Source organism: Embleya sp. NPDC127516 (assembly GCF_044765325.1).
In the GTDB taxonomy this organism is placed as follows: domain Bacteria; phylum Actinomycetota; class Actinomycetes; order Streptomycetales; family Streptomycetaceae; genus Embleya.
The window spans coordinates 31,920-58,898 of record NZ_JBIWJT010000052.1 but is presented as its reverse complement, the minus strand read 5'-3'; the positions used below and the strand labels follow the sequence as shown (position 1 = coordinate 58,898).

Annotated in this window: 22 protein-coding genes and 1 rRNA gene; 17 read left to right on the top strand and 6 right to left on the bottom strand. The window is 71.7% G+C overall.

Annotation, left to right across the window (positions count from 1 at the left end; genetic code table 11):
* A 5S ribosomal RNA gene (gene rrf / locus ACIRL2_RS48840) occupies positions 1-93 on the top strand; the annotation flags it as partial.
* A gap of 2,128 nt (positions 94-2,221) precedes the next feature.
* Complete coding sequence (locus ACIRL2_RS48835; protein WP_395873808.1) at positions 2,222-3,088, top strand: hypothetical protein; 867 nt, start codon at positions 2,222-2,224, stop codon at positions 3,086-3,088.
* A 427-nt stretch (positions 3,089-3,515) separates the two neighbouring features.
* Here the strand turns inward: ACIRL2_RS48835 and ACIRL2_RS48830 are convergent, their stop codons facing one another.
* Positions 3,516-4,775, bottom strand: a complete 1,260-nt coding sequence (locus tag ACIRL2_RS48830; protein ID WP_395873756.1) for a DUF1015 family protein — start codon at positions 4,773-4,775, stop codon at positions 3,516-3,518.
* A 103-nt stretch (positions 4,776-4,878) separates the two neighbouring features.
* Between ACIRL2_RS48830 and ACIRL2_RS48825 the strand changes: the two genes are divergently transcribed.
* A complete protein-coding gene (locus tag ACIRL2_RS48825) occupies positions 4,879-5,352 on the top strand; it encodes a tetratricopeptide repeat protein (RefSeq protein ID WP_395873757.1) in 474 nt (157 codons plus the stop codon).
* Positions 5,353-5,417: 65 nt separating this feature from the next.
* Positions 5,418-6,422 carry an HAD-IIA family hydrolase gene (locus ACIRL2_RS48820; RefSeq protein WP_402241837.1) on the top strand — a complete coding sequence of 335 codons (1,005 nt, stop codon included), beginning with the start codon at positions 5,418-5,420 and terminating at the stop codon, positions 6,420-6,422.
* A 30-nt stretch (positions 6,423-6,452) separates the two neighbouring features.
* Here the strand turns inward: ACIRL2_RS48820 and ACIRL2_RS48815 are convergent, their stop codons facing one another.
* Positions 6,453-6,794 (bottom strand): alkyl sulfatase C-terminal domain-containing protein, encoded by a 342-nt coding sequence (locus ACIRL2_RS48815; RefSeq protein ID WP_395873758.1) that lies wholly within the window; start codon positions 6,792-6,794, stop codon positions 6,453-6,455.
* A 397-nt stretch (positions 6,795-7,191) separates the two neighbouring features.
* Here ACIRL2_RS48815 and ACIRL2_RS48810 point away from each other — a divergent pair, with 397 nt between their 5' ends.
* The 5 genes from ACIRL2_RS48810 to recN all read left to right on the top strand — a co-directional run bounded on the left by ACIRL2_RS48810 (position 7,192) and on the right by recN (position 11,771).
* A complete protein-coding gene (locus ACIRL2_RS48810; RefSeq protein ID WP_395873759.1) occupies positions 7,192-7,800 on the top strand; it encodes a hypothetical protein in 609 nt (202 codons plus the stop codon).
* A complete protein-coding gene (locus ACIRL2_RS48805) occupies positions 7,797-8,048 on the top strand; it encodes a hypothetical protein (protein WP_395873760.1) in 252 nt (83 codons plus the stop codon). Before ACIRL2_RS48810 ends, ACIRL2_RS48805 begins: the two co-directional genes overlap by 4 nt.
* 102 nt (positions 8,049-8,150) lie before the next feature.
* Positions 8,151-8,954 carry a TlyA family RNA methyltransferase gene (locus tag ACIRL2_RS48800; RefSeq protein WP_395873810.1) on the top strand — a complete coding sequence of 268 codons (804 nt, stop codon included), beginning with the start codon at positions 8,151-8,153 and terminating at the stop codon, positions 8,952-8,954.
* A 73-nt stretch (positions 8,955-9,027) separates the two neighbouring features.
* Positions 9,028-9,915 (top strand): NAD kinase, encoded by an 888-nt coding sequence (locus tag ACIRL2_RS48795; RefSeq protein WP_395873761.1) that lies wholly within the window; start codon positions 9,028-9,030, stop codon positions 9,913-9,915.
* A gap of 122 nt (positions 9,916-10,037) precedes the next feature.
* Positions 10,038-11,771, top strand: coding sequence for a DNA repair protein RecN (recN, locus tag ACIRL2_RS48790; protein ID WP_395873811.1), 1,734 nt, complete (start codon positions 10,038-10,040; stop codon positions 11,769-11,771).
* Between the two features lie 683 nt (positions 11,772-12,454).
* Here recN and ACIRL2_RS48785 read toward each other — a convergent pair.
* The 3 genes from ACIRL2_RS48785 to ACIRL2_RS48775 form a co-directional block, all read right to left on the bottom strand.
* The gene (locus tag ACIRL2_RS48785; RefSeq protein ID WP_402241827.1) at positions 12,455-13,069 is read right to left on the bottom strand and encodes a DUF4865 family protein; all 615 of its coding nucleotides are present in this window, start codon (positions 13,067-13,069) and stop codon (positions 12,455-12,457) included.
* Between the two features lie 52 nt (positions 13,070-13,121).
* Entirely contained in the window at positions 13,122-13,523 is a 402-nt protein-coding gene (locus tag ACIRL2_RS48780) for a cupin domain-containing protein (protein ID WP_395873763.1), read from the bottom strand.
* A gap of 127 nt (positions 13,524-13,650) precedes the next feature.
* On the bottom strand, positions 13,651-14,235 hold the full coding sequence (locus ACIRL2_RS48775) for a TetR/AcrR family transcriptional regulator (RefSeq protein ID WP_402241824.1): 585 nt from the start codon (positions 14,233-14,235) through the stop codon (positions 13,651-13,653).
* 332 nt (positions 14,236-14,567) lie between these two features.
* Here ACIRL2_RS48775 and ACIRL2_RS48770 point away from each other — a divergent pair, with 332 nt between their 5' ends.
* The gene (locus tag ACIRL2_RS48770; RefSeq protein WP_402241822.1) at positions 14,568-15,074 is read left to right on the top strand and encodes a hypothetical protein; all 507 of its coding nucleotides are present in this window, start codon (positions 14,568-14,570) and stop codon (positions 15,072-15,074) included.
* A 232-nt stretch (positions 15,075-15,306) separates the two neighbouring features.
* Here the strand turns inward: ACIRL2_RS48770 and ACIRL2_RS48765 are convergent, their stop codons facing one another.
* Positions 15,307-17,709 carry a hypothetical protein gene (locus ACIRL2_RS48765; protein WP_395873766.1) on the bottom strand — a complete coding sequence of 801 codons (2,403 nt, stop codon included), beginning with the start codon at positions 17,707-17,709 and terminating at the stop codon, positions 15,307-15,309.
* Positions 17,710-17,961: 252 nt separating this feature from the next.
* Between ACIRL2_RS48765 and ACIRL2_RS48760 the strand changes: the two genes are divergently transcribed.
* The 7 genes from ACIRL2_RS48760 to ACIRL2_RS48730 all read left to right on the top strand — a co-directional run bounded on the left by ACIRL2_RS48760 (position 17,962) and on the right by ACIRL2_RS48730 (position 26,969).
* On the top strand, positions 17,962-19,380 hold the full coding sequence (locus ACIRL2_RS48760) for an ABC transporter substrate-binding protein (protein WP_402241819.1): 1,419 nt from the start codon (positions 17,962-17,964) through the stop codon (positions 19,378-19,380).
* Positions 19,381-19,564: 184 nt separating this feature from the next.
* Positions 19,565-20,518 carry a carbohydrate ABC transporter permease gene (locus ACIRL2_RS48755; RefSeq protein WP_402241816.1) on the top strand — a complete coding sequence of 318 codons (954 nt, stop codon included), beginning with the start codon at positions 19,565-19,567 and terminating at the stop codon, positions 20,516-20,518.
* Positions 20,519-20,538: 20 nt separating this feature from the next.
* Complete coding sequence (locus tag ACIRL2_RS48750; RefSeq protein WP_395873769.1) at positions 20,539-21,393, top strand: carbohydrate ABC transporter permease; 855 nt, start codon at positions 20,539-20,541, stop codon at positions 21,391-21,393.
* Between the two features lie 104 nt (positions 21,394-21,497).
* A complete protein-coding gene (locus tag ACIRL2_RS48745) occupies positions 21,498-22,487 on the top strand; it encodes an NAD-dependent epimerase/dehydratase family protein (protein WP_402241813.1) in 990 nt (329 codons plus the stop codon).
* Positions 22,484-23,944, top strand: a complete 1,461-nt coding sequence (locus ACIRL2_RS48740) for an enolase C-terminal domain-like protein (protein WP_402241811.1) — start codon at positions 22,484-22,486, stop codon at positions 23,942-23,944. The genes ACIRL2_RS48745 and ACIRL2_RS48740 overlap by 4 nt, the downstream gene beginning before the upstream one ends.
* Before the next feature lie 147 nt (positions 23,945-24,091).
* Positions 24,092-25,102 (top strand): LacI family DNA-binding transcriptional regulator, encoded by a 1,011-nt coding sequence (locus ACIRL2_RS48735; protein WP_395873812.1) that lies wholly within the window; start codon positions 24,092-24,094, stop codon positions 25,100-25,102.
* A gap of 253 nt (positions 25,103-25,355) precedes the next feature.
* A complete protein-coding gene (locus ACIRL2_RS48730) occupies positions 25,356-26,969 on the top strand; it encodes an FAD-dependent oxidoreductase (RefSeq protein ID WP_402241809.1) in 1,614 nt (537 codons plus the stop codon).
* Positions 26,970-26,979: the final 10 nt, after the last annotated feature.

The window sequence follows — 26,979 nt, the reverse complement described above, 5'->3', positions numbered from 1 at the left end:
ACGCCCGGTCTCATTCCGAACCCGGAAGCTAAGCTCTCCAGCGCCGATGGTACTGCACTCGAAGGGGTGTGGGAGAGTAGGACGCCGCCGGAATCAACGTGAGTAAGGGGCCCCACCCCGGTGGGGCCCCTTATTTTTTTGTCCAGTTCTATTTACCGTGGCGACTCCTGTCCACAGGGGCTCAGGGCCACCATCGGGTGCGCCGACTTCGTTCGTCATACGGGACAATGGTGGTCGCGCCACAGGCGACTGCGTACCCGTACGACGATCACGAGGAGCAAATCCCATGTCCAATCCCCCCTCCGAGGGACGGCCGAGTCGCCGTCCCAGTGGATCGCAGTACTCGGGGGGCGGTGGCGGCGGTGATCGCCGGCCGTTCAACCGTGATGATCGCGGTGGCCGTCCGGCTTCCGGTGGTCGTGACCAGGGTGGCCGTGACGACCGTGGCGGTTCGCGTCCTCCGTTCAATCGTGACGACCGTGGTGGCAACCGTGGCGCGGGCGCCGGTCGGCCGCAGTCCGGTGGGCGTCCCCAGTCCGGCGGTCGGGACGACCGCGGTGGTGCTTCGCGTCCCCCGTTCAATCGCGATGATCGTTCCGGTGGCGGTTCGCGTCCGCCGTACCGGTCGGACCGGCCCGAGCGTTCCGACCGGCCTGCCCGCGACGACCGCGGTGGATCGCGTCCTTCGTTCGGCAACCGCGACGACCGTGGTGGCAGTCGCCCGTCGTACGGCAACCGTGACGACCGGGGTGGCTCGCGTCCCCCGTTCAACCGTGACGACCGTGGTGCGGGTCGGCCGCAGTCCGGTGGGCGCGATGACCGTGGGGGTTCCTCGCGGCCTTCGTTCAATCGTGACGATCGTGCGGGTGGGGGGTCGCGTCCGCCGTACCGGTCGGACCGGCCCGCTCGTGACGATCGCCCTGGCCGCGACGACCGTGGTGGGTCCCGTCCGCCCTTCCGGGCGGACGCTCCCGAGCGTGACCGCGGCCAGTCGCGTACGTCCTACGGGGCTCGCGGCGACCACGCGATCGCGCGGCCGGACCGCGACGGCGGTTCGCGTCCGCCCTACAACCGTGACGACCGTGGTGGCAGTCGCCCGTCGTACGGCAACCGTGACGACCGGGGTGGCTCGCGTCCCCCGTTCAACCGTGACGACCGTCGGCCTCCGGCCGGTCGCGACGATCGGCCCGGGTTCCGTGAGGAGCGCGGCGGGGATCGGCGTCCCTCGTTCAATCGTGACGATCGTTCCGGTGGCGGTTCGCGTCCGCCGTACCGGTCGGACCGGCCCGAGCGTTCGGACCGGCCTGCTCGGGACGACCGCGGTGCTTCGTCGCGTCCCTCGTTCAACCGTGATGATCGTGGCGACCGGGGTGGCGCCGGTGGGCGTTTGCCGTTCCGGTCGGATCGGCCGGAGCGTTCGGACCGGCCCGGTCGGGACGACCGCGGTGGTTCGTCGCGTCCCTCGTTCAACCGTGACGACCGGGGTGGCTCGCGTCCCCCGTTCAACCGGGACGAGCGTGGTGGGGACCGTCGTCCGTCGTTCAACCGGGACGACCGCAGCGGTGCGGGCGGTTCGCGTCCGCCGTTCCGGTCGGACCGTCCGGAGCGTTCGGACCGGTCCGCTCGTGACGAGCGGGAGTTCGGGGACCGCGACTACAAGGACGGCGCCAGCAGCCGGCCGACCTACAACGGTCAGCCCGGTGCGCGGCAGCCGTTCCACGAGCGTCGTCCGGCGCCGCGGCGGGACGACCGGGGTTCGGGTCGTCCGGCGAGTGGTGGTCGGGACGAGCGTGGTGGGGACCGTCGCCCGTCGTTCAACCGGGACGACCGTGGTGGCTCGGCGCGTCCCGCGTTCAATCGTGACGATCGTTCCGGTGGCGGTTCGCGTCCGCCGTACCGGTCGGACCGTCCGGAGCGTTCGGACCGGCCTGCTCGGGACGACCGCGGTGCTTCGTCGCGTCCGCCGTTCCGGTCGGATCGGCCGGAGCGTTCGGACCGGCCTGCTCGGGACGACCGCGGCTCGCGGCCGTCGTATGGCGACCGCGGGGATCGTGGTGGGTCGCGCTCCTCGTTCAGCCGGGACGACCGTGGTGGCCGACCCTCCCATGGGGACCGGGATCGCGGGAACAGCCGTCCGTCGTATGGGAATCGGGACGATCGTGGTGGGTCGCGGCCGTCGTTCGACCGTCGGGACGAGCCCGGTTACGTGCCGGTCGAGCGGATGTACATCCCGGAGGACGTGCAGGCCGAGGAGCTCGGTGCGGAGGCGCGGCAGGAGCTGCGCGGGCTGCCCAAGACCCTCGCCGACGAGGTCGCGCGCAACCTGGTGATGATCGGCCGTACGGTCGACGAGGACCCGGAGCTGGCCTATAAGTACGCCAAGGTCGCGCTGCGGCTCGCGTCGCGTGTTGCCGCGGTGCGGGAGGCGGCGGGGATCGCCGCGTACATGGCGGGTGCGTACGCGGAGGCGCTGTCCGAGCTGCGTGCGGCGCGGCGGATGACCGGTTCGAGCGAGCACTGGGCCGTGATGGCCGACTGCGAGCGTGGGCTGGGTCGTCCGGAGCGGGCGTTGCAGATGGCCGGCGCGGACGAGGTCAAGGAACTGGACAAGGCCGCGCAGATCGAGCTGCGGATCGTTGCCGCCGGCGCGCGTCGCGACCTGGACCAGCTCGACGCGGCCGTGGTCACGCTGCAGGTGCCGGAGCTGAACTCGGCGTCGACGAATCCGTGGGTGGCGCGACTGCGATTCGCGTACGCCGACGCGTTGGCGGCCGTGGGCCGGGACGATGAGGCGCGCGACTGGTTCGGCCGGGCAGCCGAGGCGGACACGACGGGCGAGACGGGTGCGGCCGAGCGGGTCGCCGAACTCGACGGCCTCGACTTCACCGACGCTCTCGACCCGGACGCGGAGGATGACGCGGACGCGGAATCCGACGACGTCGACGTCGATGGCTCCGCCGACTCCGACGAGGAGGCCGGGGACGAGGTTGCCGACGTCGAGGCCGAGGTTGCGGCCGAGGACGAGGTTGCCGGTGCGGCGAACTCGGACGTGGTTGCGGATGACGAGTCGGCGGCCGAGAAGGACTGACTTGGCGGTGGGAGGTGAGAAGGGCCTGGCACGTATGTGTGTCGGGCCCTTCTTGCGTTTCGGGCGTGGCCACCGTTGCGCGTTGGTTGGGTTGGGTTGTGTACCCACCCGCTCCACCCGTTGCCTTTGGCGCGGAGGTTGGGGTTTCAGGGGCGCCGGGGTGGCCTGGTCCGGCCCCGCGACCCGGTCCCGCCTGCGAGCCGGCTCGAACCGCGACCCGGTCCCGCTTGTGATCCGGCTCCGCCTGCGACCCAGCGGCGCTCGCAGCCTGGCCCGAGCCGGCTCCGCCTGCGACCCGCCCCGACTGGACCCGCCCCGGCCCAGTCCCACCCGCGACCGCGACGCGACGCCGCCTACGACCCGGCGCCGCCTACGACTTGGCGCCGACTACGAGGCGGGGTCGGTTGTGGGGTGGTATTGGTTGGGGCTACTCGTCCAGGTCCAAGGTTCGTAGCACCAAGCCGGTGGCTGGTTTCGGGCCGAATGATGTTGATTTGCGGGGCATGCGCACGTCTTGTTCTGCCAGCGTTCTCACCACCCGCTCGTCGGTGGGGCGGAGCAGGATTGCCGTGCCGCCCGTGTGGTTGGCCTGGCGTACGGCGGCGGTGGCGTCGTGGACGTAGGTGATGTTGTCCCAGTTGTCGGGGACGTGCCAGACGTGATCGAGCAGGGCCGCGTGCAGGACGGTGGCGTCCAGGCAGCGCCACATGTGCGGGCGGTCGGCGCGGATCGCGAGGTCGAGCAGGTCCGGGTCGGGGCCGGTGAGCAGGTGGAAGCGGCGGTCGCCGGCGAGCAGGAAGGCCGGTCCGGTGGCCTGGTCCAGTGCCCACAGGGCGGCCGGCAAAGTGCCGTCGAGGGGGCGGGCCAGGAACGCGCCGGCGCCCGCGTCGCCGTAGGTGGCCAGGGCGTTCAGCGCGTCGGCCGGGCGCAGCTTGGGCAGGACGCGGTGGATCGCGCCGACCCTCAGCGGGTGTCGGACGGTGTCCACGAGCAGCACCAGGCCGCGATCCCAGGGGCCGTTGCCACGGCCGTCCGCGTGCGCGCGGTCGCGCATCCTGGCGTAGGCCGCCCAGCGGTGGTGGCCGTCGGCGATCAGCGCCTTGCGATGCGCGAGGTCCTCGCGGATCGCGGCGAGCGCGTGCCGATCGGTCACCCCCCACAGCCGGTGACGTATGCCGTCCGGCGTGCGCAGACCGACCAGCGGCGACTGGTGGGTGGTCTGTTCCACGATGTCCGAGGCGCGCCCGCCGCCGGTGTACACCAGCAGGATCGGCTCGGGGTTGGCCGACAACTCGGTCATCAGCGCGGCGCGGTTCGCGACCGGGCCGGCCATCACGTCCTCGTGCGGCAGGACCGCGGAGTCGAGCGAGAGGGCGCCGATCAGACCGCGTTGGATGGAGTTGTGGTCGCGCTGTTCGTATACGTACAGCGTGGGCAGCGGGTCGGGGCGCAAGACGCCCTCGGCCAGCCAGGTGCGCAACGTGGTGCCCGCCTGTTCCGCGCTGCGCGGGAGGACCAGGCGCACGATGTTGTGCGGATCGGCGTCCTCCAGCGCGGGTACGCCGCCGGGCTCGACCACGTCGTACGGCGGCGAGGTCACCGAGGCGACGTCCCCCACGTGTTCCGGGTCGTAGCGAAGCCCGCGGAAGGGGGCCAGATCGAGCCCGTTCGGCACTGCGTCGTCCATGGCCGAATGTTACGGGCCCGAGCCCGGGCAAGATCAGGACATCCGATGTCGCCGGCCGCCGGATTTCGCCGGCCGGCGGATGGTCGAGTTGCGGGAGGGCATCATGGCGATGGCTCAGGGAGCCGGCGGGGTGAACGGTGCGCCCACGGGAGACGTGTACGACTGGTATCGGCGTGGCATGCAGTTGCTCTCGTCGGGTAATCCGGCCGCCGCCGCGCAGTTGCTGGCGCGGGCGGCGGACGCGGCGCCGGAGTCGCGCAGTGTGCGGGAGGCGCTGGCGCGGGCCTGGTTCGACTCGGGCAGACACGACGAGGCGCTGCGGCATTTTCGGGCGGTGGCCGAGTCGGATCCGGCGGACGACTACGCGCAGTTCGGGTGGGGACTGTCCGCGTCGCGGCTCGGCGATTTCGAGACCGCCGTGGAGCACTTGGCGCTCGCGGTGGCGATGCGGCCGGAGACCGAGCACTACCGGACGGCGCTGGTCCAGGCGCGGGCCACGTTGCGCGCGAGGGCCGGCGCGTACGGGACGATCGGCAAGGACGGTGGGGACATGGACGACAGGAGCGACGACGCGTGAGCAAGCAGACCTCGGCAGGGACCTCGGCAACGACTTCGACCTCGGCAACGACTTCGGCATCGGGGGTGGACGCTCCGGACGTGGCTGCGGCGGCGGGGGAGTTGGCACGGGAGTACGACGTCGCGCTGCTCGACCTGGACGGTGTCGTGTACACCGGCGCGCGGGCCGTTCCGCACGCGGTGGAGGTGCTGGCCGAGGCTCGGCGGCGGGGGATGGGGCTGGCGTTCGTCACGAACAACGCGTCCCGGCCGCCCAAGACGGTGGCCGAACATCTGGTCGAGCTGGGCATCCCGGCTCAGCCCGAGGACGTGGTGACCTCGGCGCAGGCCGCCGCGCGGGTGGTCGCGGAGCGGGTGCCCGAGGGCGCGGCGGTGCTCGTGGTCGGCGGCGCGGGGCTGGAGGTGGCGTTGCGCGAGCACGGGCTGCGGCCGGTGCGGTCGGCGGACGAGGAGCCCGCGGCGGTGGTTCAGGGGTTCGCGTCCGACGTGGGGTGGCAGGCGCTCACCGAGGCGTCGTACGCGGTGGCGCGCGGGGTGTTCTGGGTGGCCTCGAACGCGGACCTGACCATTCCCACCGAGCGTGGGATCGCGCCGGGCAACGGCGCGTTGGTGGGCGTGGTGCGAGCGGCGACGGGGGTCGAGCCGGTGGTCGCGGGCAAGCCCGAGTTGCCGCTGCATCGGGAGACGATCCTGCGTACCGGCGCGCGTCGGCCGTTGGTGGTGGGCGACCGGCTGGATACCGACATCGAGGGCGCGTGCAAGGGGGGCGTGGACAGCCTGTTGGTGCTCACCGGGGTCACCACGCCGGATGGGCTGCTGGCGGCGGGCGAGGGCCGGCGGCCGACGTTCGTGGCCGAGGACCTGCGGGCGTTGTTGGCCGCGCCGGTGACGGCCCGGCCGGAGGGCGAGGCGTGGGTGTGCGGTGGTTGGTCGGCGCGGGTGGTCGACGGCGCGTTGGCGGTCGAGGGCAAGGGCGAGCGGATCGACGGGCTGCGGGCGGCGTGCGCCGCGGCCTGGGCGGCGCACGCGCCGGTGGACACGGCCGGGGTCGTGTCGCGTCTGGGCTGGTAGCGGGCGCGACCCGAGGTGGGGCGGGCCGGGTCAGAGCAGTTTGCGCAGGACCAGCAGGTCCTTGAACGAGGCGTCCAGCTTGACCCGGCCCTTGGCCCACGCGGCACCGAAGTTGAGTTCGCCGGCGACCAGCGCGATCAGGTCGTCGCCGGTCAGGCTCAGCCGGATCTGTGCCTTGTCGGTGCGCGGCTCGGTGTCGATGTCGTGCAGCGCGCCGTCGCGCAGTCGGCCGGAGAAGGTGACGTCGAGGTCGGTGACGCGGCAACTGAGGCTGCGGTCGAGCTGGGTGGCCTTGCGGGTTTCGCCCTCCGCTCGGCCCATCTTGGCGGACAGTTCCTCGAGGGCCTTGCGGCACTCTTCGACGGTGGCCATGCGAAGGCGTTCCTTCCGTGGGATCCGGTTGGCGACCGTACCCCACCAGGGGTCCGCCGATGCCGGGCCGGGTCGCCGGGTGCGGTCGGCTCGCCTTCCGCCGCCTCCTCCTCGGTCGTCGTCGACGGCCGTGGTCGGCGGCCGTCCTCGGGCCGGCGCCATGTCGTTCTCCGTCCTTCTTCCCCTCTCTCGGCCCCTCTCCGCCCTTCTCCGTCGTTCTCGGCGCGGCCCGCATGTCGTTGCTTCCGGCCCCGCGCCGGTCGAGAGGGTAGCGTCGGAGCAGACCGATCATCGCCGTTCGTATCGCCGCGCAGGCACGCATACGGCGGCCGGAGCAGGAAGGCAGGCGCCGCTTATGCGAGATGTCGTTCGCAGTTACCTTCAGATCGCCAGTGGCTTGACCGAGATGACCCGGCAGCGTGTCACCGAGGTGGCCAAGGCCCTCGTCGAGCGCAGCGGCCTGGACCTGGAGCAGGTGCCCGACCAGGCCCAGGCGTTGCCGCAGTACGTGCAGCAGGTCGCCGAGGAGCTGTACGAGACGGGCAAGGCGAACCGGGACCTGCTCGTGGGCGTCGTGCGCGGCGAGGTGGACAAGGCGTTGTCCCGGTCGAAGCCGTGGACCAAGGATCTGATCAAGGCGGAGGAGGAGATCGCTCGGCTCAAGAGCCGGGTGACCGACCTGGAGCATCGCCTGGCGCGCGCGTCCACGCCGCGGACGGCCCGTCCGGCGACGGGTACGGGCTCGCCGGCCGCGACCCGTGCCGCCGCTTCGCCGGTCGCCGAGCCCGCCGCCCCGAAGCCCGCGGCGGCCCCGAAGCCCGCTGCGGCGAAGAAGGCCGCGGCGCGCAAGACGGCCGCGAACGCGCCCGCGTCGGCTCCGGTGGCCGGCCCGCGCAAGCCCGCGCGCAAGACGAACGGCACCGCCGCGACGAAGAAGGCGACGCCGGCCAAGAAGGCCATCCGCAAGCCCGCCGAGCCGGCCGCCGGCGCGGACGAGCAGTCGTGAGCGAGGGCGCGGACGTGGGCGTGGCGGGCGGCGACGGGTCCGGCGCGGTCGGGCTCGTCGCGCCCTCGGGGCCGACCGCGATCGGGCCGCTCGACGTCGAGCCGCCCGCGCCCACCGGTGATCCGCACGTGGACGCCGTACTCGCCACCCTGAGCCGTGTGGGTGACCTGCCCACCGAGGCGCACGGGTCGGTGTACGAGGATGTGCACCGAGGGCTGCGGGACACCCTGGCGGACCTGGACCGGTAGGTCCGAATCCCGACTCGGGCGAGGGACCCACGCGTGTCGGGCGCGGGAACGGCGGTCCTCGTCGACGACTTCGGCACAACCAAGGAACGGCAGGCACGACCGGTGGCACGACGCAGGCTCGACGCCGAGCTGGTGCGCAGGGGACTCGCTCGCTCCCGGGACCACGCGAGCGAACTGATCGCGGCCGGGCGGGTGACGGTGGGCGGTCAGGCCGCGACCAAGGCGGCCACCCAGGTCGATGCGGGGGCGGCCGTGGTGGTCGCCGCCGACGAGGGCGATCCGGACTACGTCTCGCGCGGTGGACACAAACTCGCGGGCGCGCTGGCCGCGTTCACCCCGCTGGGCCTCACCGTCGAGGGGCGGCGCTGCATCGACGCGGGCGCCTCCACCGGCGGCTTCACCGACGTGTTGCTGCGCGCGGGCGCGGCGCACGTGGTCGCGGTGGACGTCGGGTACGGGCAACTGGCCTGGGCGCTGCGCAGCGACGATCGGGTGACGGTACGAGACCGGACCAACGTGCGTGAGCTGACGCCGGATCAGGTGGGGCCGGCGGTCGATCTGGTGGTGGGCGACCTGTCCTTCATCTCGCTCGGGCTGGTGCTGCCCGCGCTGGTGCGCTGTTCCGCGCCGGACGCGGATCTGGTGATGATGGTCAAGCCGCAGTTCGAGGTCGGGCGCGAGCGGCTCGGCGCGGGCGGGGTGGTGCGTGATCCGGCCTTGCGGGCCGAGGCGGTGCGTACGGTCGCGGAACAGGCCGCGAAGACGGGGCTGGGTGTGCTCGGGGTGACCGCGTCGCCGCTGCCGGGGCCTTCGGGCAACGTCGAGTACTTCCTGTGGATGCGGGCCGGTGCGCCGGAGTTGGACCCGGCGGACGTCGATCGGGCGGTCGCCGAGGGGCCTCGGTGAGCGGCGCGCACGGTAGCGTCACGGCGTACGGGTACGGCTGCGGTCGGTTCGATGCGGACGAGGGGATACGGGCATGAACGATCGCACGGTACTGGTGGTGACGCACACCGGCCGACCTGCGGCATTGCGCAGCGCACGGCTGGTGGTGGAGCGGTTGATCGCGGCGGGCCTGGGCGTACGGGTGCTCGAGAACGAGGCGGACGACCTGGCCCTGCCGGGCGCGGTCGTGGTGTCGGTGGAGCCGGACGCGGCCAAGGGCTGCGAGCTGGCCATCGTGCTCGGCGGCGACGGCACGCTGCTGCGCGGCGCGGAGCTGGTACGCGAGGCGGCGGTGCCGATGCTCGGGGTCAACCTGGGCCGGGTCGGCTTCCTGGCGGAGGCCGAGCGCGAGGACCTCAACGACGTGGTGGAGCGGGTCGTGGCGCGCGACTACGACGTCGAGGAGCGCATGACGCTCGACGTGCTGGTGCGGGTCAACGGCGAGATCGTGCACACCAACTGGGCGCTGAACGAGGCCGCGATCGAGAAGGCCTCGCGTGAGCGCATGCTGGAACTGGTCGCCGAGGTGGACGGCCGGCCGCTGTCCCGGTGGGGCTGCGACGGGGTGGTGTGCGCGACGCCGACCGGGTCGACCGCGTACGCCTTCTCCGGCGGCGGGCCGATCGTGTGGCCCGAGGTGGAGGCGCTGATCATGGTGCCGATCAGCGCGCACGCGTTGTTCGCGCGCCCGGTGGTGGTCTCGCCGAACTCGGTGCTGGCGCTCGAGCTCGCGCCGGAGACGCCGCCCGGCGCGCTGTGGTGTGACGGCCGGCGCACCGTGCAGTTGCCTGCCGGGGCGCGTGTGGAGGTGCGTCGCGGGACCCAGCCGGTGCGGTTGGCGCGGTTGCATCGGGCACCGTTCACGGATCGACTGGTGGCCAAGTTCGCGCTGCCGGTCAAGGGCTGGCGCGGGCGAAAGTGAGTCGCCTTTCCGGGCCGGATCGTCGATACGGTCGTCTGTTCGTGTGTTGAACACACGCCGTTGAACTGCGTTCTTCGCGTGGAGTCCCCACGACCTCGTAGTGTCGTCCCGTGCTCGAAGAGATGCGGATACAGGGTCTGGGTGTCATCGAAGACGCCGTAGTCGAGCTCGCGCCGGGCTTCACCGTGGTCACGGGCGAGACCGGCGCCGGCAAGACGATGGTGGTGACCGGGCTCGGCTTGCTGTTCGGTGGGCGGGCCGATGCCGGGCTGGTGCGCAACGGGACGGGGAAGGCCCTGGTGGAGGGTCGGCTCAGCGTGCCGGCGGACTCGCCGGCGGGGCGTCGGGCGATCGAGGCGGGCGCCGAGCTGGACGACGACGAGCTGCTGCTGGCGCGGACGGTCTCGGCCGAGGGTCGCTCGCGTGCGCACGTGGGCGGGCGGTCCGCGCCGGTCGGGTTGTTGACCGACCTGGCCGACGACCTGATCGCGGTGCACGGCCAGACCGATCAGCAGCGGCTGCTGCGCCCGGCCCGGCAGCGCGGCGCGCTCGACCGGTACGCCGGGGAGGCCGTGTCGGTGCCGTTGAAGGCGTACGGCGGGGTCTATCGGCGGCTGCGCGAGGTGAGCGCGGAACTCGCCGAGATCACCACCCGGGCGCGCGAACGCGCGCAGGAGGCCGATCTGTTGCGGTTCGGCCTGACCGAGATCGAACAGGTCGTGCCGCAGCCGGGCGAGGACGCGGAACTGGCCGCGGAGACCTTGCGGCTGGGCCACGCGGACGCGCTGCGCACCGCGGCGACCACGGCGCACGAGGCGCTGTTGGGCGATCCGGAGACCGGTACGGACGCGGTGGACGCCTCGACCCTGCTGGGCGCCGCGCAGCGGGCGGTGGAGGCGGTACGCGCGCACGACCCGGCGTTGGCGGCGTTGGCGGATCGGCTCGGCGAGGTCGGCTACCTGGTGTCCGACGTGGCCACCGAGCTCGCCTCCTACGCGGCCGGCGTGGACGCGGACCCGGTTCGGCTCGCGGCGGCGGAAGAGCGGCGGGCGGCGCTGTCGGCGCTGACCCGCAAGTACGGAGAGTCGATCGACGAGGTGCTGGCCTGGGCCGAGCGCTCGGCCACGCGGTTGGCCGAGTTGGACGGCGACGACGACCGCACCGAGGAACTGACCGCCGAACGGGACGCGCTGCGGGTCGAGTTGGCGGCGCTCGCGAGCGAGGTGTCGGCGGCCCGGCACGCCGCGGCGGAACGCTTCGCGGCGGCGGTGACCGGCGAGTTGGCGGCGCTGGCGATGCCGTACGCGCGGGTCGGCGTGGCCATCTCCGGGGTGGACGACCCGGACGGGCTGCCGGTCGGCGATCGGGTCCTGGCGTACGGCCAGGCGGGCGTGGACGAGGTCGAACTGCAACTGTCCCCGCACCCGGGAGCGCCACCGCGACCGCTGGCCAAGGGTGCCTCCGGCGGTGAGCTCTCCCGGGTGATGCTCGCCGTCGAGGTGGTCTTCGCCGGCGCCGACCCGGTCCCCACGTTCGTCTTCGACGAGGTCGACCAGGGCGTCGGCGGCAAGGCCGCGGTCGAGGTGGGCCGCCGCCTGGCCCGCCTGGCGCGGGTCGCCCAGGTGATCGTGGTGACCCACCTCCCCCAGGTGGCGGCCTTCGCCGACCGCCACCTGGTGGTGGAAAAGTCCAGCGACGGTACGGTCACCCGCTCCGGAGTGGTCACCCTCGACGACCCGGCCCGAGTCCGAGAACTCTCCCGCATGTTGGCCGGCCTGGAAGACTCCGAACTCGGCCGGGCCCACGCGGAAGAACTCTTGGCCACGGCCGCCGGGGCCAAGCTCGAGGTCACATGACCCTGATGGGCGAAGCGGTTTGGGCGGGTTCGCTGCGGTAGCGGGTGGGTCGCGCGGGCGATCGGCGTGCGCTGTGCGCGTTGCTGCGGATGCGTCTTTGGTTGTTTTGGGTTGTGTACCCACCCGCTCCACCCGTTGCCTTTGGTGCGGAGGTTGGGGTTTCAGGGGCTGCGTGGGGGCCTGATCCGGCCTCGCGGCCCCGGTGTGGTTTGCCGGATGGGTGGGGTTGGCTGCTGCGGTGAGAGGTCGGCCCGCCCGCGACCGGGCCGGCGGATCCGGCTGCGGTTTGGCGCGTCAGCGCCCCCGACCCGCGCCCACCCCAGTGATCGACGCGCGAAGCGCGGAGAGCGGCGGAGCCGCAGGTGTGGGCTTCGTGGCCCGGAGCGAAGCGGAGGGACACGAAGCCCCGAGCGAGGCACCGCTTTTTCTTGGAGGAGCGAAGCGGGGGAAAGAAAAAGCGGTGCCTCGCGAGCCGGCGACGAAGTCGCCCAACAAACAGCAACGCCGCGGGACACGACTCCGGCCTACCCCGCCCCGCTTCGGTCCCGACCCGGTCCCGACCCGGTCCCGCCCCGACCCGCTCCAGCTCCGACCCAGTCCCACCCGACCGCCCCGACGCCCCGCTCGCTCTTCGGCCGTGTGTGGAGTCGGCCCCGCTTGCGCCCCAGGTGCAAGCGGGGGTCTCAGGTGAGGCGGCCGGTAGGCAGGTCGGTCAGGGACGGTGTGGATGTGTGCAGGATTTCGTAGCGTTCGGTGGTGTCCTTGTGGTGGGGCGTCGGGATGGGGCCCTGCCACAGGACGAAGCGCATCAGGTGCCAGTGGTCCGGGTCGAGGGCGAGGGCGGCGGTGTGGACGCCGTCGGTGCGGGCGAGCGCGTGTAGGGCTTCGATTTCGGCGTCGATGTGTGTGGCCAGGCCGAGACCCGTGGGGTCGGGGTCGGCCGGCAGCGGAAGCAGGCGGCGGGAGGCGGCCTTGGGCGCGTGCTCCCGAGCGGGGCCGGGCAGATGGGCCAGGCCGGTCCAGTGCCGGACCCGGGGGCGACCGAAGTCGCGGATGATGCCTTGGAAGCCGCCACCGCCGACCAGGAAGTGGGCCATCGCGCCGATGTCCCGCCACAGGTAGAACGGCGCGTACTCGTTGACCGGCGAGCCGTCGACGCCGCGTTCGCGGATCGTGTACGCCTTCAGGCCCAGGCCCGCCCGGTCGTCGAGGCCGTGCCCGAAGTCGGCGACGCGCTTGCGGATGATGCCCATGTCGTAGTCGGCGGGCAAGGTGATCTCGTACTGATGGGCGTACATGTCCGAAGGTCCCGTCCTCGTGGTCGTTGCGGTTCGGTGTCGGCTGCATCGGCTATCCGACGGGTTGGTACTCCGTGTCGGTGACCGGGTCGCCTCGTTCGGCCTCGGTGCCGTCGGGGGCCACCTCCTGGATGGCCAGGTGGGTCATGAATGTGGTGGGGCCGGCGCCGTGCCAGTGCCATTCGTCGGGCGCGATGCGTACGGTGTCGCCGGGACGCACGGTTTCCACGGGACCGCCGCGGTGCTGGACCAGGCCGGTGCCCTCGGTGATGTGGAGCACCTGGCCGAGCGGGTGGCGGTGCCACACGGTGCGGGAGCCGGGTGCGAAGTGCACACTGTCGACGCGCACCCGCGAGGGCTCGACCGGCGCGGCGATCTCGTCGAGCCAGGCCGGGCCGGTCAGCCACTCGGGCGGTGCCGCGGCGGTGGCGGCCTGGGTACGGATGACCTGCATGTAGGGGGCTCCTCGGAACTCGGACCCTGTTTCGCTCGGACTCTGTCTCGCTCGGACTCTGTTTCGCTCGGACTCGATGTCGCCTGGACTCTGTTTCGCAAGCCCGGACTCGGTTTCGGACCCGGCTTCAGCCCCGGCCGGTGGGCGGCGGTGCGCTCAGCAGGCCGAGTACGCCGGTCACGGCCTGGTCGAAGGGCTCGGTCGAGTCGGCGGCGCGGGCCAGTACGTAACCGCCCTGGAGCACCGCGACGATGGTGGCGGCGGTGCTGTCGGGGTCGAGCGCGGCCACACCCGATTCACCCCGCGCGCGGCCCTCGGCCAGGACCCGGGCCAGCCTGCCGCGCAGCCAGACGAAGGTCTCGTCGACGGGTCCGCGCAGCGCCGGGTCGCTCATGACGTCCGGATCCTGGGTCAGCCGGCCGATCGGGCAGCCCTTGAGCACGTCGCGCTCGCGTCGCAGGTAGACGGTGATCCGCTCGACGGCGGTTCCCGGCGCGGCGAACTGCCGTTCGGCGGCGGCCCGCATCTCCTTGGCGGTCCGGTCGATCGCGGCCAGCGCGAGATCCGACTTGCCGGTGAAGTGGTGGTACATGCTGCCCTGGCCCACTCCGGCCCGCTGCTGAATCGCCTTGGGGCTGGTGCCGATATAGCCGCGCTCCCAGAGGAGGTCACGCGTGGTCTCGATCAGCAGGTCGGCGGTATTCGAACTCATGCTGCGAGTGTACATACCAGTAGGTACAGAATCCGTAATGCACCCGACACCTCATAGGACCGGCGCCACCGCACAACGCGCACCGCGCAACGCACACGCGCACCCCCCACCACCACGCACCCCTACCACGCACCCACACCACGCACCCCGTACCGCGCCACCGCCGGTCGCCGGATCCCGCCATTTGCCAGATCGAGACATTCCCGTCGGCCGGCTTGTCGGGGTGGGGCGGGGGTTGGTCTACTGGGCGCGCGTGACGGGTGTGGTCGCACCCGGTGTACTTCTGCTCCTCCGCACGGTTCGGGTCCAGCCCAGAAACCCAGGAGACAGGTATGTCCAAGCGCGCAAAGATCGCCGCGCTCGCCACCGCCGGCGCATTCGCCGCCGTGACCACGTTCGCCGGTACCGCCTCTGCGGGCGGGCCCTCGACATCCCCCTACAACTGCGTGGACACCAGGGGCCGAACGTTCACCACGAAGGTGACGTACAGCACCGGCGGTGGCCTGCTCAAGGTGAACATCGCCACGGCGGTCCCGGTGAGCTTCCCCGCGAACTCGATCAACACCACCGTGCTCTTCAACGGACCCAGTGGCGGCGTGGTCTACGACGGCACGATCAATCCGCCCTACACGGCCGGTGCGCCCGTGCTCAACCTGGGTGCGATCCCGAAGGTCAGCGGCACCATCTCGCCCGGGCAGCCATTGAACGCCGTGCTCACCGGTTCGCCGCCCTCACCGAGCAACTGGAGCCTGCGGGTGCTGTTCCCGACGTCGACGTCGTGGCCCAGTTGGTACTGCGTCACCCGCACCCCGCTCAGCCCGCCCCTGACCTACAACTGATCCGCCACCAGACCGGGGCGGCGGCACCGAGTCCGCCGCCGCCCCGCTCCACCCCGACGAGGCCGCCCGCCGCGTCGCCGCGCCGCCTTCGCGTCCCGTCCGTCCCGTCCGGCACGTCCGCCACGCCCGGCACGTCCGGCACGCCCGCCACGCCCGCCACGCCCGCCACGCCCGGTCCAGCGTGCCGGTCAGCCCGTACCGGCAGTGTGTCCGGCGGATCCGTCGGCCCGGATCAACACGGCGCGTCCGGTGTGTCCGTGAGCCCGTAGTAGATCCGAGGCGCGCCATCCAGGCGAAGCTCCACGCGCCCGCGCACCGGAGTCAGCAGCCGCTCCCGCCCGATGCAGTCCAGCTCGCGGACCGTCGCCGCGGTGTTGCGCCCGCCGCCGCGATGCCCACGACCGCGTCGCCCGGCCTCTGCCGGTGAAGCTCCCGGGGCCGCCGCCACCATCAGCGTCGTCTTCGTCCGCCACCCGTCCACCCACGGCTCGGGCGCGGCGAACCATCCCGAGTCCGTCGGGTGGTCGGGGTTGAGTACGTACCCGTCCTTGCGGCTCCACAGGATCGAAATCGGGCCGTCGGGCGAGGCGAACAGCAGCCCCTTGAGATCCGGGTCGGCCAGGTTCAACCGGCGGACGAACGTGGCCCGATCCAGCACCCGGGCCGCCGTGGCGTAGGCCAGTGCCGACGGCTTGGCGCCGAGGTCGCGGTGCATCAGCCCGTAGTGGTATTCGGAGTTCACCGGGTCGGCCAGTTGCGGCTTGCCCAGCACGCTGTCGTGCAACTGGTACCAGTTCACGCAGCGCACCCCCTCGGCCTTGGCCAGCGCCAGGGTCAACAGCACGTTCTCCGCCGCGTGCCGATAGGTGTCGTGCCACCAACTGTTCGGCTTGGTGCACGCGTACGCCTCGGTCAGCCACAGCTCCTTCTCGCCGTACTCGGCGATCACCTCGCGGGCCTTGCGCAGGCCGCCGAGGAAGTTCCAGTACGTGCCGTGGTCGCCCATGGTCCAGTCGGCCGGCGCCGGCGCGTAGTCGGGGGTGAAGTTGCCGCGGCCGGGGTGGAAGGCGAAGCCGTCGATCAGGTCCCAGCCGCCCGCGTCGCGGAAGTTCTTGGTCCAGACGTAGTCCATCCCGGCCAGGCCCGCGTTCATCACCTTGGTCCGGGCCCCGGCCGCGGTCAGCCGATCCCGTACGGGGTGCAGTCCGTCGCGGACGTAGGCGGACGCGGTCTGGCCGCTCATCCACGGCTTGTTGATCTCGTTGGCCACCTCGAACCAGTCGGCGTTCGCGCCGATCGCCTTGGCGGTGTTGGTGTCCGCCCACGCGGCGATCTGGGCGGTGGTGCCGCCGAGCGGGATGCCGGCCAGTTCGATGTTGTGCGCGAAGCCGGCCGCGTCGAGCGTGGCCGGTGGCAGGCCGGGGCCGCCGTCGTAGGAGATCCGCACCCGCTTGATGCCGAGTCGCCGCATCAGGCCCAGCACGGCCGGGGCGTCCGGCTCGAGCAGCCACGGGTAGTTGGCGATGCCGAACATGCTGTCGGGGCCCGCTTGGTAGGCGAACGAGGGCAGCACCGAGAGGTTGGTCCGGGCGAACGCCTCGTCCGTTCCGGAGGTCGCGCTCACCTCGGTGAACACGATGCCGTGCGGCGGCGAGGTGACGGTGAACGTCTGCGCCCAGGTGGCGCCCGCCGCGACGGTGTCGGTGACCGTGCCGCTGCCCAGGATCCGGCCGTCGAAGTCGCGCGCCCACCAGGACAGTCGCACCGCCTTGTCCGTGGCGCCGCCGTTGGCGACCTCCGCGTGCAGTGGCATCGGTACCCCGCCCCGGTCCCACAGCGAGAACGGCTGGTCGGTCCACACCTCGACACCGAGCGGCCGGGCCGATCCGGTGGTGCCGGCCGCCGCGGGCCGCATCGTGCCGAGCACCAGGTCGGCCTCGGTCACCGCGCCGTCGGTGGTCGCGGTGCCGGGCGCGTGGATCCAGGTGGCGTTGGTCCAGGCCGGAGTGGTGCCGGCGAGCCGGAAATACGCCTTCGTGTCGGCCCAGGTCTCCTGGTAGACCACGCCGGCGTTGGTCTCGTACGGGATGCCGCCGCCCGCGTCCCGGTTCCACGTGGTCAGCGCGGCGAAGGTTTCCGGCGCGGTGGGCGCGAGTACGGTGCGCCCGAACATGAAGCCGGCCGGGATCAGTGTGGTCGAGCCGCCCACCTCCCAGCGCAGATGCGCCCGGTGCGCGGTGACGTCGAAGACGCCCCGGACGGTGATCCCGTTCGCGGCGGCGGGCAGCGTGTACTCGACCCGGATCGCGGGTCTGCCGTCGGCGAGCGTGATCAACGACGGTGTGCCGCCGGTGCTCTGCTGGATGCCGGCGACGGTGTCCTTGGCCATGAATCTGGTCAGGCGCACCCGCTCGATCCCGCCGCCGTCGCGGATCGAGACGTAGCCGTCGGCGCCGGCGGTGAGGCTGATGCCCGGCGCGGACACGGTTACCGGGGCCGCCTGTTCGGCCGCGAACGCGGTTCCCGGCAGCACCGTGCCGGCCACACCGACGGCGACCGCCCCGGCGAGGAAGCCGCGTCGGCGCAGGTCGCCGTCGCCGCTGTGGTGGTCGTCGGGTGCGTGGTGGGTGGACATGAGGATCCCTTTCCCGAGCGACAGGGCTGACCTAATGCGGATTAGAGCGAATGTGTACTCCGATCGTCGACACGAGTCAAGGTCGCCGTATGTCTGATTCGCCGGGCCGCGCAACTTGTCGGCAACCCTCTTGACACACTCTCCTAATGCGAATTAGATACGACCTCATCGCAGCCCGACGCATCCGCGTCCGGAGCGGCATCCCTCCGGAGCAACGTCCGGCCCGCAGCACCAGGATCCAGGGAGGTACCCGTGGCCGAGTCAGTCCCGGTCAGCACGCACCGGCGCCGGCGCCGGCGCCGTCGGGCGGTGGCGGGGGCCGGGGCGCTCGCGCTCGCCCTCGTCGCAGGCACCGCCGGTTGTTCGTCCGGCACGTCCGACGGCGCCGGCTCCTCCGGCAAGACCACGATCACCGTCGCGGGCATGCCCGCGACCACGGCCCCGAAGACGCGGCAACAATTCCTGGACGCGGTCGCCGCGTTCGAGAAGGCCAACCCGAACATCAAGCTCAAGCCGACCGACACCCAGTGGGACGCGCGCACGTTCGCGGCCCGCCTGGCGGGCGGCAGCGCCGAGACGGTGCTGACCGTGCCGCTGACCGAACCGCCCGGCCTGATCGCGCGCAAGCAGATCGCCGACCTGAGCACCGAGGTCAAGAGCCTGCCGCACTCGGGCGACCTGGACCCGCGCGCGCTGGCCCCGGCCACCGCCGCGGACGGCAAGATCCACGGGCTGCCGGTCACCGAGTACGCGCTCGGCCTGGTCTACAACCGCGACCTGTTCACCAAGGCCGGTCTGGACCCGGACAAGCCGCCCGCGACCTGGGACGAGGTGCGTAGCGCCGCCAAGAAGATCTCCGACACCGGCGCCACCGGCTACACCCAGATGACCGTCAAGAACACCGGCGGTTGGATCCTCACCGCGATGACCTACGCCTACGGCGGCTCGATGGAGAAGAAGGTCGGCGACAAGTACGTGCCGTCCCTGCTCGACGGCCCGGCCGAGAACGCGCTCAAGCAACTGTCCGCGATGCGCTGGCAGGACGACTCGATGGGCAACAACCATCTGCGCACCCAGCAGGACGCCGAACGCGACTTCGCCGCGGGCAAGATCGGCATGATGATCAGCACGGTCAACAGCTACCAGCGCTACATCACCCAGTACTCCGGCAAGCCCGCCGACTTCGGCATGGCCGCGCTTCCGCAACAGAACGGCGGCAAGGCCACCCTGCTCGGCGGCCTGATGGCCGTGGTCAGCGCCAAGGCCACACCGGCGCAGCGGGCCGCGGCGGTGAAGTGGATCGACTACTTCTACCTCAAGCCGACGTACGACCCGGCCGCGGCCGAGGAACTCGCGCTCGCCCAGGCCGCGGACAAGCTCGCGGTCGGTCTGCCCACGCTGCCGTTCTACTCGGCCGCCGTGGCCGACCCGGTCAACGCCGCGATCAACAAGCACACCAACATCCCGACCGCGAACTTCGCGCCCTACGTCACCGGTGTGGGCAAGCTGGACTACCAGGTGGAGCCGCCGGTCGCCGCGCAGGATCTGTACGGGGCGTTGGACACCGTGGTGCAGGCCGTGTTGACCCGCAAGGACGCGGATCCGCGCGAGGAGTTGGCGAAGGCCGGCGACCGGCTCGGGCCGGCCTTCGAGAAGGCGCAGGCGCAGTGACCGGGGGCGAGACCCGGGCACGCCGAGGGGGTGCGTCGGGTCGACCCGGAATCATGCGGACGCCTGCTGCCGGCGGGGGGTCGGTCGGTGCCGGGATGTGCCGGGATCGCGATGGGGGTGCCGGGCCGTACCGGGATCACCACGGGGGCGTCGGGCGGTACCCGGATCGCGACGGGGGCTCGCGGTGAGTACGCCGACCATTTCCCGGGAGAGCCTGCCGGTCGTCGCGCAGGTGCCCTCGCGCAAGGGCCTGCCCAAGGCGACCCGGTGGCGCGGCGGATCCCGGCACGTCGCGGCGGCGTTGTTCCTGCTGCCGACCGTGCTGGTGTTCGGCCTGTTCTCGTGGTGGCCGATCATCCGCAGCCTGGTGCTCAGCTTCCAGCAGACCAACCTGGTCGAACCGGCGAGTTGGGTCGGCCTACAGAACTACCAGACCCTGCTGGACGATCCGCTGCTCGGCAAGGCGGTGTGGAACACCCTGGTGTTCACCGGCCTGGCGCTGCTGATCGGCTTCCCGTTGCCGCTGTTCCTGGCCGTGCTGATGTCCGAACTGCGGCGCGGCGCCGGGCTGATGCGTGTGCTGGTCTACCTGCCGGTCGCGGTCCCGCCGGTGGTGGCGGTGCTGATGTGGAAGTGGTTCTACGACCCGGACTCGGGGCTGTTCAACGAGGTGCTCGGCAAGGTCGGCCTGGGCCCGTACCCGTGGTTGCAATCCGCCGACACCGCGATGACGAGCCTGGTGGTGGAGGCGACCTGGGCGGGCGCGGGCGGCGCGGTACTGATCTATCTGGCCGCGCTCGCGAGTGTGCCGACCGAGTTGTACGAGGCCGCGGAACTGGACGGGGCCTCGGTCCGGCGCCGGTTGTGGCACGTCACGCTGCCGCACATGCGCTCGGTCCTGTTGATCATGATGCTGCTCCAAGTGATCAACACCTTCCAGGTGTTCACCGAGCCGTTCGTACTCACCGACGGCGGCCCGGAGGACTCCACGGTCACCGTGCTGCTGCTCATCTACCGGTACGCGTTCGTCAGTGGCGACTACGGCAGCGCCGCCGCGCTGAGCGTGAGCCTGGCCGCGGTGCTCGCGATCCTGTCGGCGATCTATCTGCGGCTCACCCGCACGTGGGGGACGAAATGAGTACCGGTACCAGGGGCGTGATGTCCGAGACGGAACGCCGCCGTCCCCTCACCCGGTTCGGCCTGGGCACCACCCAACTGCTGCTGATCGCCGCGCTGGTGATCGAGGGCGCGGGCCCCATCTACTGGGTGTTCAAAGGCTCGATCTCCTCCACCCAGGAGTCGTTGCGGCACCCGCTGGCGCTGTGGCCCGAGGAGGCGCACTGGTCGAACATCTCGACCGCGTGGACGAGCTTGGACCTGGGCCGCTATCTGACGAACACCGTTGTACTGGTGGGTGGTTCCTGGTTCGTGCAGTTGTTCGTCGCGGTCACCGGGGCCTATGCGCTGTCCATTCTGCGGCCGTTCTACGGCAAGTACGTCTACGCCGCGGTGCTGGCCACGCTGTTCCTGCCGGGCACGGTGTCGATGGTTTCGCTCTACCTGACCATCCAGGACCTGCCGCTGACCGGCGGGTCGATCGCCAACACGCCGATGGCGGTGTGGCTGCCGGCCGGCGCGCACGCGTTCAACGTGCTGCTGATGAAACAGTTCTTCGACGGCATTCCCCGGGAACTTCTCGAGGCGGCCCGCCTGGACGGTGCCGGTCCGTGGCGGGTTCTCACCCGTATCGTGCTGCCCATGTCCCGGCCGATCCTGGCCGTGGTGTCGCTGCTCGCGGTGATGAACGCCTGGAAGGACTTCCTCTGGCCGATGATCGCCATCACCGACACGGACAAGCAGCCGCTGGCGGTGGCGCTCCCGCGACTCGCGGACACCTCGGACCAGAGTCTGCTGATCGCGGGAATGCTGATCACGATCATCCCGCCGGTTGTGGTCTTCCTGGTCTTCCAGCGGCAGATCGTGCGCGGCATCGCGTTCACGGGGCTCAAGTGAGCGGGGGGCGCGGAACGCGCGGGCGCGGAAGGCACGAGCCAGTGGCGCACGGAAGCGGTGTGCGGGGAAGCGGCGTGGGTGGGTCCGCGACGCGTGGGTCGGAGGTGCCCGAGCCCGAGGTGTGGATGGCGCGGGTTCTCGTTACCGGTGCCGCGGGACGGCTGGGGACCGCCGTGTTGGCGGAGTTGGCCGGTCGAGGGGTGCCGGTGACCGCGTTGGTCGCCGAGGACGTCGGGGATGCCGGGGAGTTGCGCGCCGACCGGGTGGTGGTCGGTGACGCCCGGGATCCGGTGGCCGTGGCGGATGCGCTCGACGGGGTCGACGCGGTGATCCACCTGGCCGCGCTCGCCTCGCCCGAAGTAGCCGCGCCCGAGGTGGTGTTCGGTACGAATACGCAGGCCACCTTCGTGGTGCTGAACGAGGCCGGGCGGGCGGGGCTGCGCCGCGCGGTGTTGGCGAGCAGCCTGTCCGTCACCGGCCTGCCGTTCGCCCGTTCCACGCCTCGGCCGCAGCCGGCGTACCTGCCCCTCGACACGGAGTTGCCGCTTTGCATCGAGGACCCGTACGCGCTGTCCAAGCAGGTCGACGAGGCCACCGCCGCGATGATGCACCGGCGACACGGAATGACGGCGGTGGCGTTGCGCCTGCCGTTCCTCGGTGATCCCGCCCGACTCGGCGGGCACGCCGCTCGGTTGGCCGGCGACCCGGCCGGCGGTGCGGCGGAGGTGTGGAGTTATCTCGACCTGCGGGACGCCGCCCGAGCGTGCGTACTCGGCCTGACCGCGTCGGGTGTGACGGGCGCACCGGTGCTGTTCGTGGCGGCGCCGGACACGCTTTCGGCGACGCCCACTCGCGAACTCGTCGCCACCCACCTGCCGGATGTGCCCTGCCGGGCGACGTTTCCCGAGCGGTCGGTCCCGATCGACCTGGCGCCCGCCCGGCGGCTTCTCGGCTTCAGCGCCCGATACCCGTATCCGGTCGCGGGCGGGCTGATCTCCGGCGATACCCGGGACGATTCGTCTGCGAAACAGCCGGAGTCGGGTAGCGCTCGGCACGCTGATCGGACCTCGTACCCACAGGAGCGAACCTCATGAGCAAGTCGGAGTCGGAGTCCGAGACGGAGTCCGAGACGGGGACGCGCTCCACCGATCGGGTGGACCCGGCGGCGACGCCCGGCGTTCGCATGGCCGAGGCGCACGTGGCCGAGGCTCACGTGCCCGGCGTGCTCGTGCCCGGGGCTTACGTGACCGAGGCCCAAGTGCCCGGTGTTCACGTGCCCGACACGGCGACTCTCGCGGTCATGGCCGAGACGCAGGCGCCGTGGGCCGCTCGGGACGCGTTGCGGATCACGTCGGTGCGGGCGATCGTGACCGCGCCCGGTGGGGTGCCGCTCGTCGTGGTGCGGGTCGACACGTCCGAGCCGGGGCTGTACGGCCTCGGCTGCGCCACCTTCACCCAGCGCTTCCACGCGGTGGTCGCGGCCGTCGAGGAACACCTCGCGCCGATGGTGATCGGTCGGCACCCGGCCGACATCGAGGACATCTTCCGGCTGTTGCACTACTCCTCCTATTGGCGTGGCGGCCCGGTGCACAACAACGCGCTGTCCGGGATCGACCAGGCGCTGTGGGACATCGCCGGCAAACGACTGGGCGTGCCGGTGTACGAACTGCTCGGCGGCCGGGTGCGCGGTGGTGCCGCGGTGTACACCGGGGCTCGCGGCGGCAGCATCGAGGAGTCGATCGAGCGGGTGGCCGCATTGGCCGAACAGGGCTACCGCTACGTGCGGTTGCAGACCGGCGGCCCGGGTCTGGGTACCTACGGCGCCGACGGCACGCCGGGCGGCTACCCGGGCGCGCCCTATCCGGACGGCTGGGACGTCGGCCACTACCTGCGTACCGCGCCGCGCCTGTTCGAGCGGGCCCGGGAGGTGCTCGGCGACGAACTCGGGCTGCTGCACGACGCACACAACCGGCTCACCCCGAAGGAGGCGGTGGGACTGGCCCGTTCGCTGGAGCCGTACCGGCTGTTCTTCCTCGAGGACCCGCTGGCGCCGGAGCACTTCGATCGGCTGCCCGAGGTGCGCGCCGCCGCGCCGATGCCGATCGCCTCCGGCGAGTTGCTCACCTCGATGACCGACGCGACGCGCCTGATCACCTCCGGCGGCGTCGACTACCTGCGGGTGCACGTGTCGGCGGTGGGCGGGCTGACCCCGGCCCGCAAGCTGGCCACACTGTGCGAGCTGACCGGGGTGCGGACCGCGTGGCACGGGCCGCCGGACGTCTCGCCGATCGGCGCGGCGGTCAACGTCACGCTCGATGTGACCAGTCCCGCCTTCGGCATCCAGGAGCAACACGTCTACCCCGAGCGGGTGCACGAGGTGTTCCCCGGCACGCTGCGCACCGTGGACGGCTACCTCACGCCCTCGGATCGGCCCGGATGGGGCATCGACCTGGACGAGGCGGCGGCGGCGAAGTACCCGCCGCGGACCCACCTGCACGAGCGGTGGGCGGCCCGGGTGCGCCGCCCCGACGGCGGCCTGGAAGCACCGTGAATCACGCACCGTGACTGGATATACTGGATCGATTGATCTGATGCGCATTAGGAACCCGTTGTCAGGCATTTGGAGGAGTACATGAAGCCGATCGGCGGGCCCGGACGGCCGGCTGGTTCACGCGCGAACCGGCCCCGTCAGGCGGATATCGCCCGCTTGGCCGGCGTCTCACAGCCGACGGTGTCCCTGATCCTCAGCGGCGGTTCGGCAGCGGTCGGGATCGCCGACGAGACCCGGCGCAAGGTGATGGCCGCCGCCGAGCAACTCGGCTACGTGCCGGACCCGATAGCGAAGCGGCTGGCGGCCGGCCAGAACAACCTGCTCGGCCTGTACACGTTCACCGCGACCTTCCCCACCGAGATGTCGCACGCGTACCACCCGTTCCTGGTCGGCATCGAGCAGGAGTCCGCCGCCCAGGGCTACGACCTGCTGATGTTCATCGCCTCCAGCGTCACCGGCGAGCGGCCACACGCCGAGGTGCTCAACCGGGTCCGGCTGGCCGACGGTTGCCTGTTCATGGGCCGACACCTGCCGATCCGGGAGATGGACCGGCTCCTGGCCACCGACCTGCCGGTGGTCTACCTGGGCCGGCACGACGACTTCGGCGACCGACTGCCGTACGTCGGTGCGGACTACGTGACGGCGACGGCGGAGGTCGTACGTCACCTGGCCGAGCTGGGGCACCACAAGATCCTGTACGTCCGCGAACTCGACGACGCGATCAGCGCGGTGGACCGCGAGGCCGGGTTCCGTCGCGGCATGGCCGAATGCGGACTCCCGGTCGAGCGCGCCGGCGTGGTGCGCACCGACGGTTCGGACCTGACCACCGACCGGTTGCGGGGCTGGTACGAGCAGGGCGTCACCGCGATCGTCACCGAGGCGACCGACACCGACGCCGCGCATCGCGCGGTGCTGGAGGCGGCCTCCGCCGCCGGCTACCGCTTTCCCGAGGACCTGTCGCTGGCGACCCTGGGTGCGCCCGAACACGCGGTCCCCGGGCCGGCGTTCCTGTCCGGGTTCTCGGTACCCAGACGGGAGATGGGCGCGGCCGCGGTCCGCCTGCTCACCGGCCTGATCGCGGGGGATCCGAGCCTGGCCAGACACCAGTTGATGAACTGTGAGGCGGTGCCGGGGCAGACGGCGGGGCCGGCGCGCTGAGTTCGGGCTGAGGGGCGAGTCGGCGGGCCCGGCAGATCGGTGGGCCGGCGCGCCGGTCGGCCCGTCGGCCGGTGAGTCGTCCTGGGTCGTCCCGCGGCGAACGGCCATGCGGGCATGCCGTTCTAGGCCCTGGCGATCTTGCGTGTTGCCCGGCTTCGCCTCGTTTCGCTGATTTCTTCCTTCGTCTTCACAACCTCGTTCCCTCGCGATTCCGCAGCGCGTTCCATTCGCACCGTTCACGGAAGGCTTCACCATGTCCGAAATCAGCACCGAGATTCTCATCGTCGGCGGTGGGCTCGGCGGAGTTGCCGCCGCGCTGGCCGCGTGCCGCGCGGGCCGGACGGTCGTACTCACGGAGGAGACCGACTGGATCGGCGGACAGCTCACCGCGCAGGCCGTGCCGCCGGACGAGCATCCCTGGATCGAGAGCTACGGCGCACCCGCGAGCTACCGCGAATTGCGCACCGCGATCCGCGACCACTACCGCACCTGGTACCCGCTGACCGGAGCGGCTCGGCAGCGTCGCGAGCTCAACCCCGGCGCCGGTTACGTGAGCAAGCTGTGCCACGAACCGCGCGCCGCGCTGGCCGTGTTGCAGGCGCTGCTCGCGCCGCACCTGGCGTCCGGGCGGCTGCGCATACTCCTGGAGCACGTGCCCGCCGAGGTGTTCGCGGACGGCGACCGGGTTCGCGCGGTCACCCTGTGGGGCGTGCGTACCGAGGAGTCGCACACGATCAGCGCGACGTACGTCCTGGACGCGACCGAAACCGGTGAGCTGCTTCCGCTGGCCAAGGCGGAGTACGTCACCGGCGCCGAGTCCCGGGACGAGCATGGCGAGCCGAACGCGCCCGAGCGGTACGAGCCGTTGAACATGCAGGGCATCACCTACTGCTTCGCGGTGTCGTACCACGAGGGCGAGAACCACGTGATCGACAAGCCCGCCGACTACGAGTTCTGGCGCTCGTACCGGCCGGACTTCTGGCCCGGGCCCCTGCTCGGCTTCCTCGCGCCGGACCCGCGCACGCTCGAACCCGAGGTGCGGACCTTCGACCCGCGCCCGACCGGGGACCCGCTCGCGGTGCATGCCGACCAGAGCGCCAACGCCGGTGGCGACGACCTGTGGTTGTTCCGGCGGATCCTGGCCAAGGGCCTGTTCGAGCCCGGCGCGGTCGACTCGGACATCACCCTGGTGAACTGGCCGCTGAACGACTACTGGCTGCGGCCGATCATCGAGGTCGGCGCGGACGAGGCCGCCGCCGCGCACCGGGAGGCCAAGCAACTGTCCCTGTCGGTGCTGTACTGGCTCCAGACCGAGGCGCCCCGGCCGGACGGAGGCACCGGGTATCCCGGACTGCGGCTGCGGCACGATGTGGTCGGCACGGCCGACGGGCTGGCCAAGTCCGCCTACGTGCGCGAGTCGCGGCGCATCCGCGCGGTCACCACGGTGACCGAACACCACGTTTCGCGGGACATCCTGGGCACGCACGGCATCCACCACTTCCCGGACTCGGTGGGCGTGGGCGCCTACCGGATCGACCTGCATCCCTCGACCGGCGGCGACAACTACATCGACGTGGCCAGCGTGCCGTTCGAGATCCCGCTCGGCGCACTGCTGCCGATCCGGATGCGCAACCTGCTCCCGGCGGCCAAGAACATCGGCACCACGCACATCTCCAACGGCTGCTACCGGCTGCACCCGGTGGAGTGGAACGTGGGCGAGGTGGTCGGCCGACTCGCCTCCTATTGCCTGGAGCGGGGCGTCGAACCACACGCGGTACGCGAAGACCCCGCGCTGTTCGCCGAGTTCGCGGACGAACTGGACGCGATCGGGGTGGAGCGCCACTGGCCGGCCCCGGCCGGGTACTGAACAGCCCCAG

Bases quoted from the DNA above. Each gene is read 5' to 3' on its own strand.
- ACIRL2_RS48765 (WP_395873766.1), bottom strand. From the start codon at position 17,709: ATGTCCACCCACCACGCACCCGACGACCACCACAGCGGCGACGGCGAC.
- ACIRL2_RS48770 (WP_402241822.1), top strand. From the start codon at position 14,568: ATGTCCAAGCGCGCAAAGATCGCCGCGCTCGCCACCGCCGGCGCATTC.
- ACIRL2_RS48785 (WP_402241827.1), bottom strand. From the start codon at position 13,069: ATGTACGCCCATCAGTACGAGATCACCTTGCCCGCCGACTACGACATG.
- ACIRL2_RS48775 (WP_402241824.1), bottom strand. From the start codon at position 14,235: ATGAGTTCGAATACCGCCGACCTGCTGATCGAGACCACGCGTGACCTC.
- recN (WP_395873811.1), top strand. From the start codon at position 10,038: ATGCGGATACAGGGTCTGGGTGTCATCGAAGACGCCGTAGTCGAGCTC.
- ACIRL2_RS48825 (WP_395873757.1), top strand. From the start codon at position 4,879: ATGGCGATGGCTCAGGGAGCCGGCGGGGTGAACGGTGCGCCCACGGGA.
- ACIRL2_RS48835 (WP_395873808.1), top strand. From the start codon at position 2,222: ATGTACATCCCGGAGGACGTGCAGGCCGAGGAGCTCGGTGCGGAGGCG.
- ACIRL2_RS48795 (WP_395873761.1), top strand. From the start codon at position 9,028: ATGAACGATCGCACGGTACTGGTGGTGACGCACACCGGCCGACCTGCG.
- ACIRL2_RS48830 (WP_395873756.1), bottom strand. From the start codon at position 4,775: ATGGACGACGCAGTGCCGAACGGGCTCGATCTGGCCCCCTTCCGCGGG.
- ACIRL2_RS48730 (WP_402241809.1), top strand. From the start codon at position 25,356: ATGTCCGAAATCAGCACCGAGATTCTCATCGTCGGCGGTGGGCTCGGC.
- ACIRL2_RS48815 (WP_395873758.1), bottom strand. From the start codon at position 6,794: ATGGCCACCGTCGAAGAGTGCCGCAAGGCCCTCGAGGAACTGTCCGCC.
- ACIRL2_RS48750 (WP_395873769.1), top strand. From the start codon at position 20,539: ATGTCCGAGACGGAACGCCGCCGTCCCCTCACCCGGTTCGGCCTGGGC.
- ACIRL2_RS48780 (WP_395873763.1), bottom strand. From the start codon at position 13,523: ATGCAGGTCATCCGTACCCAGGCCGCCACCGCCGCGGCACCGCCCGAG.
- ACIRL2_RS48740 (WP_402241811.1), top strand. From the start codon at position 22,484: ATGAGCAAGTCGGAGTCGGAGTCCGAGACGGAGTCCGAGACGGGGACG.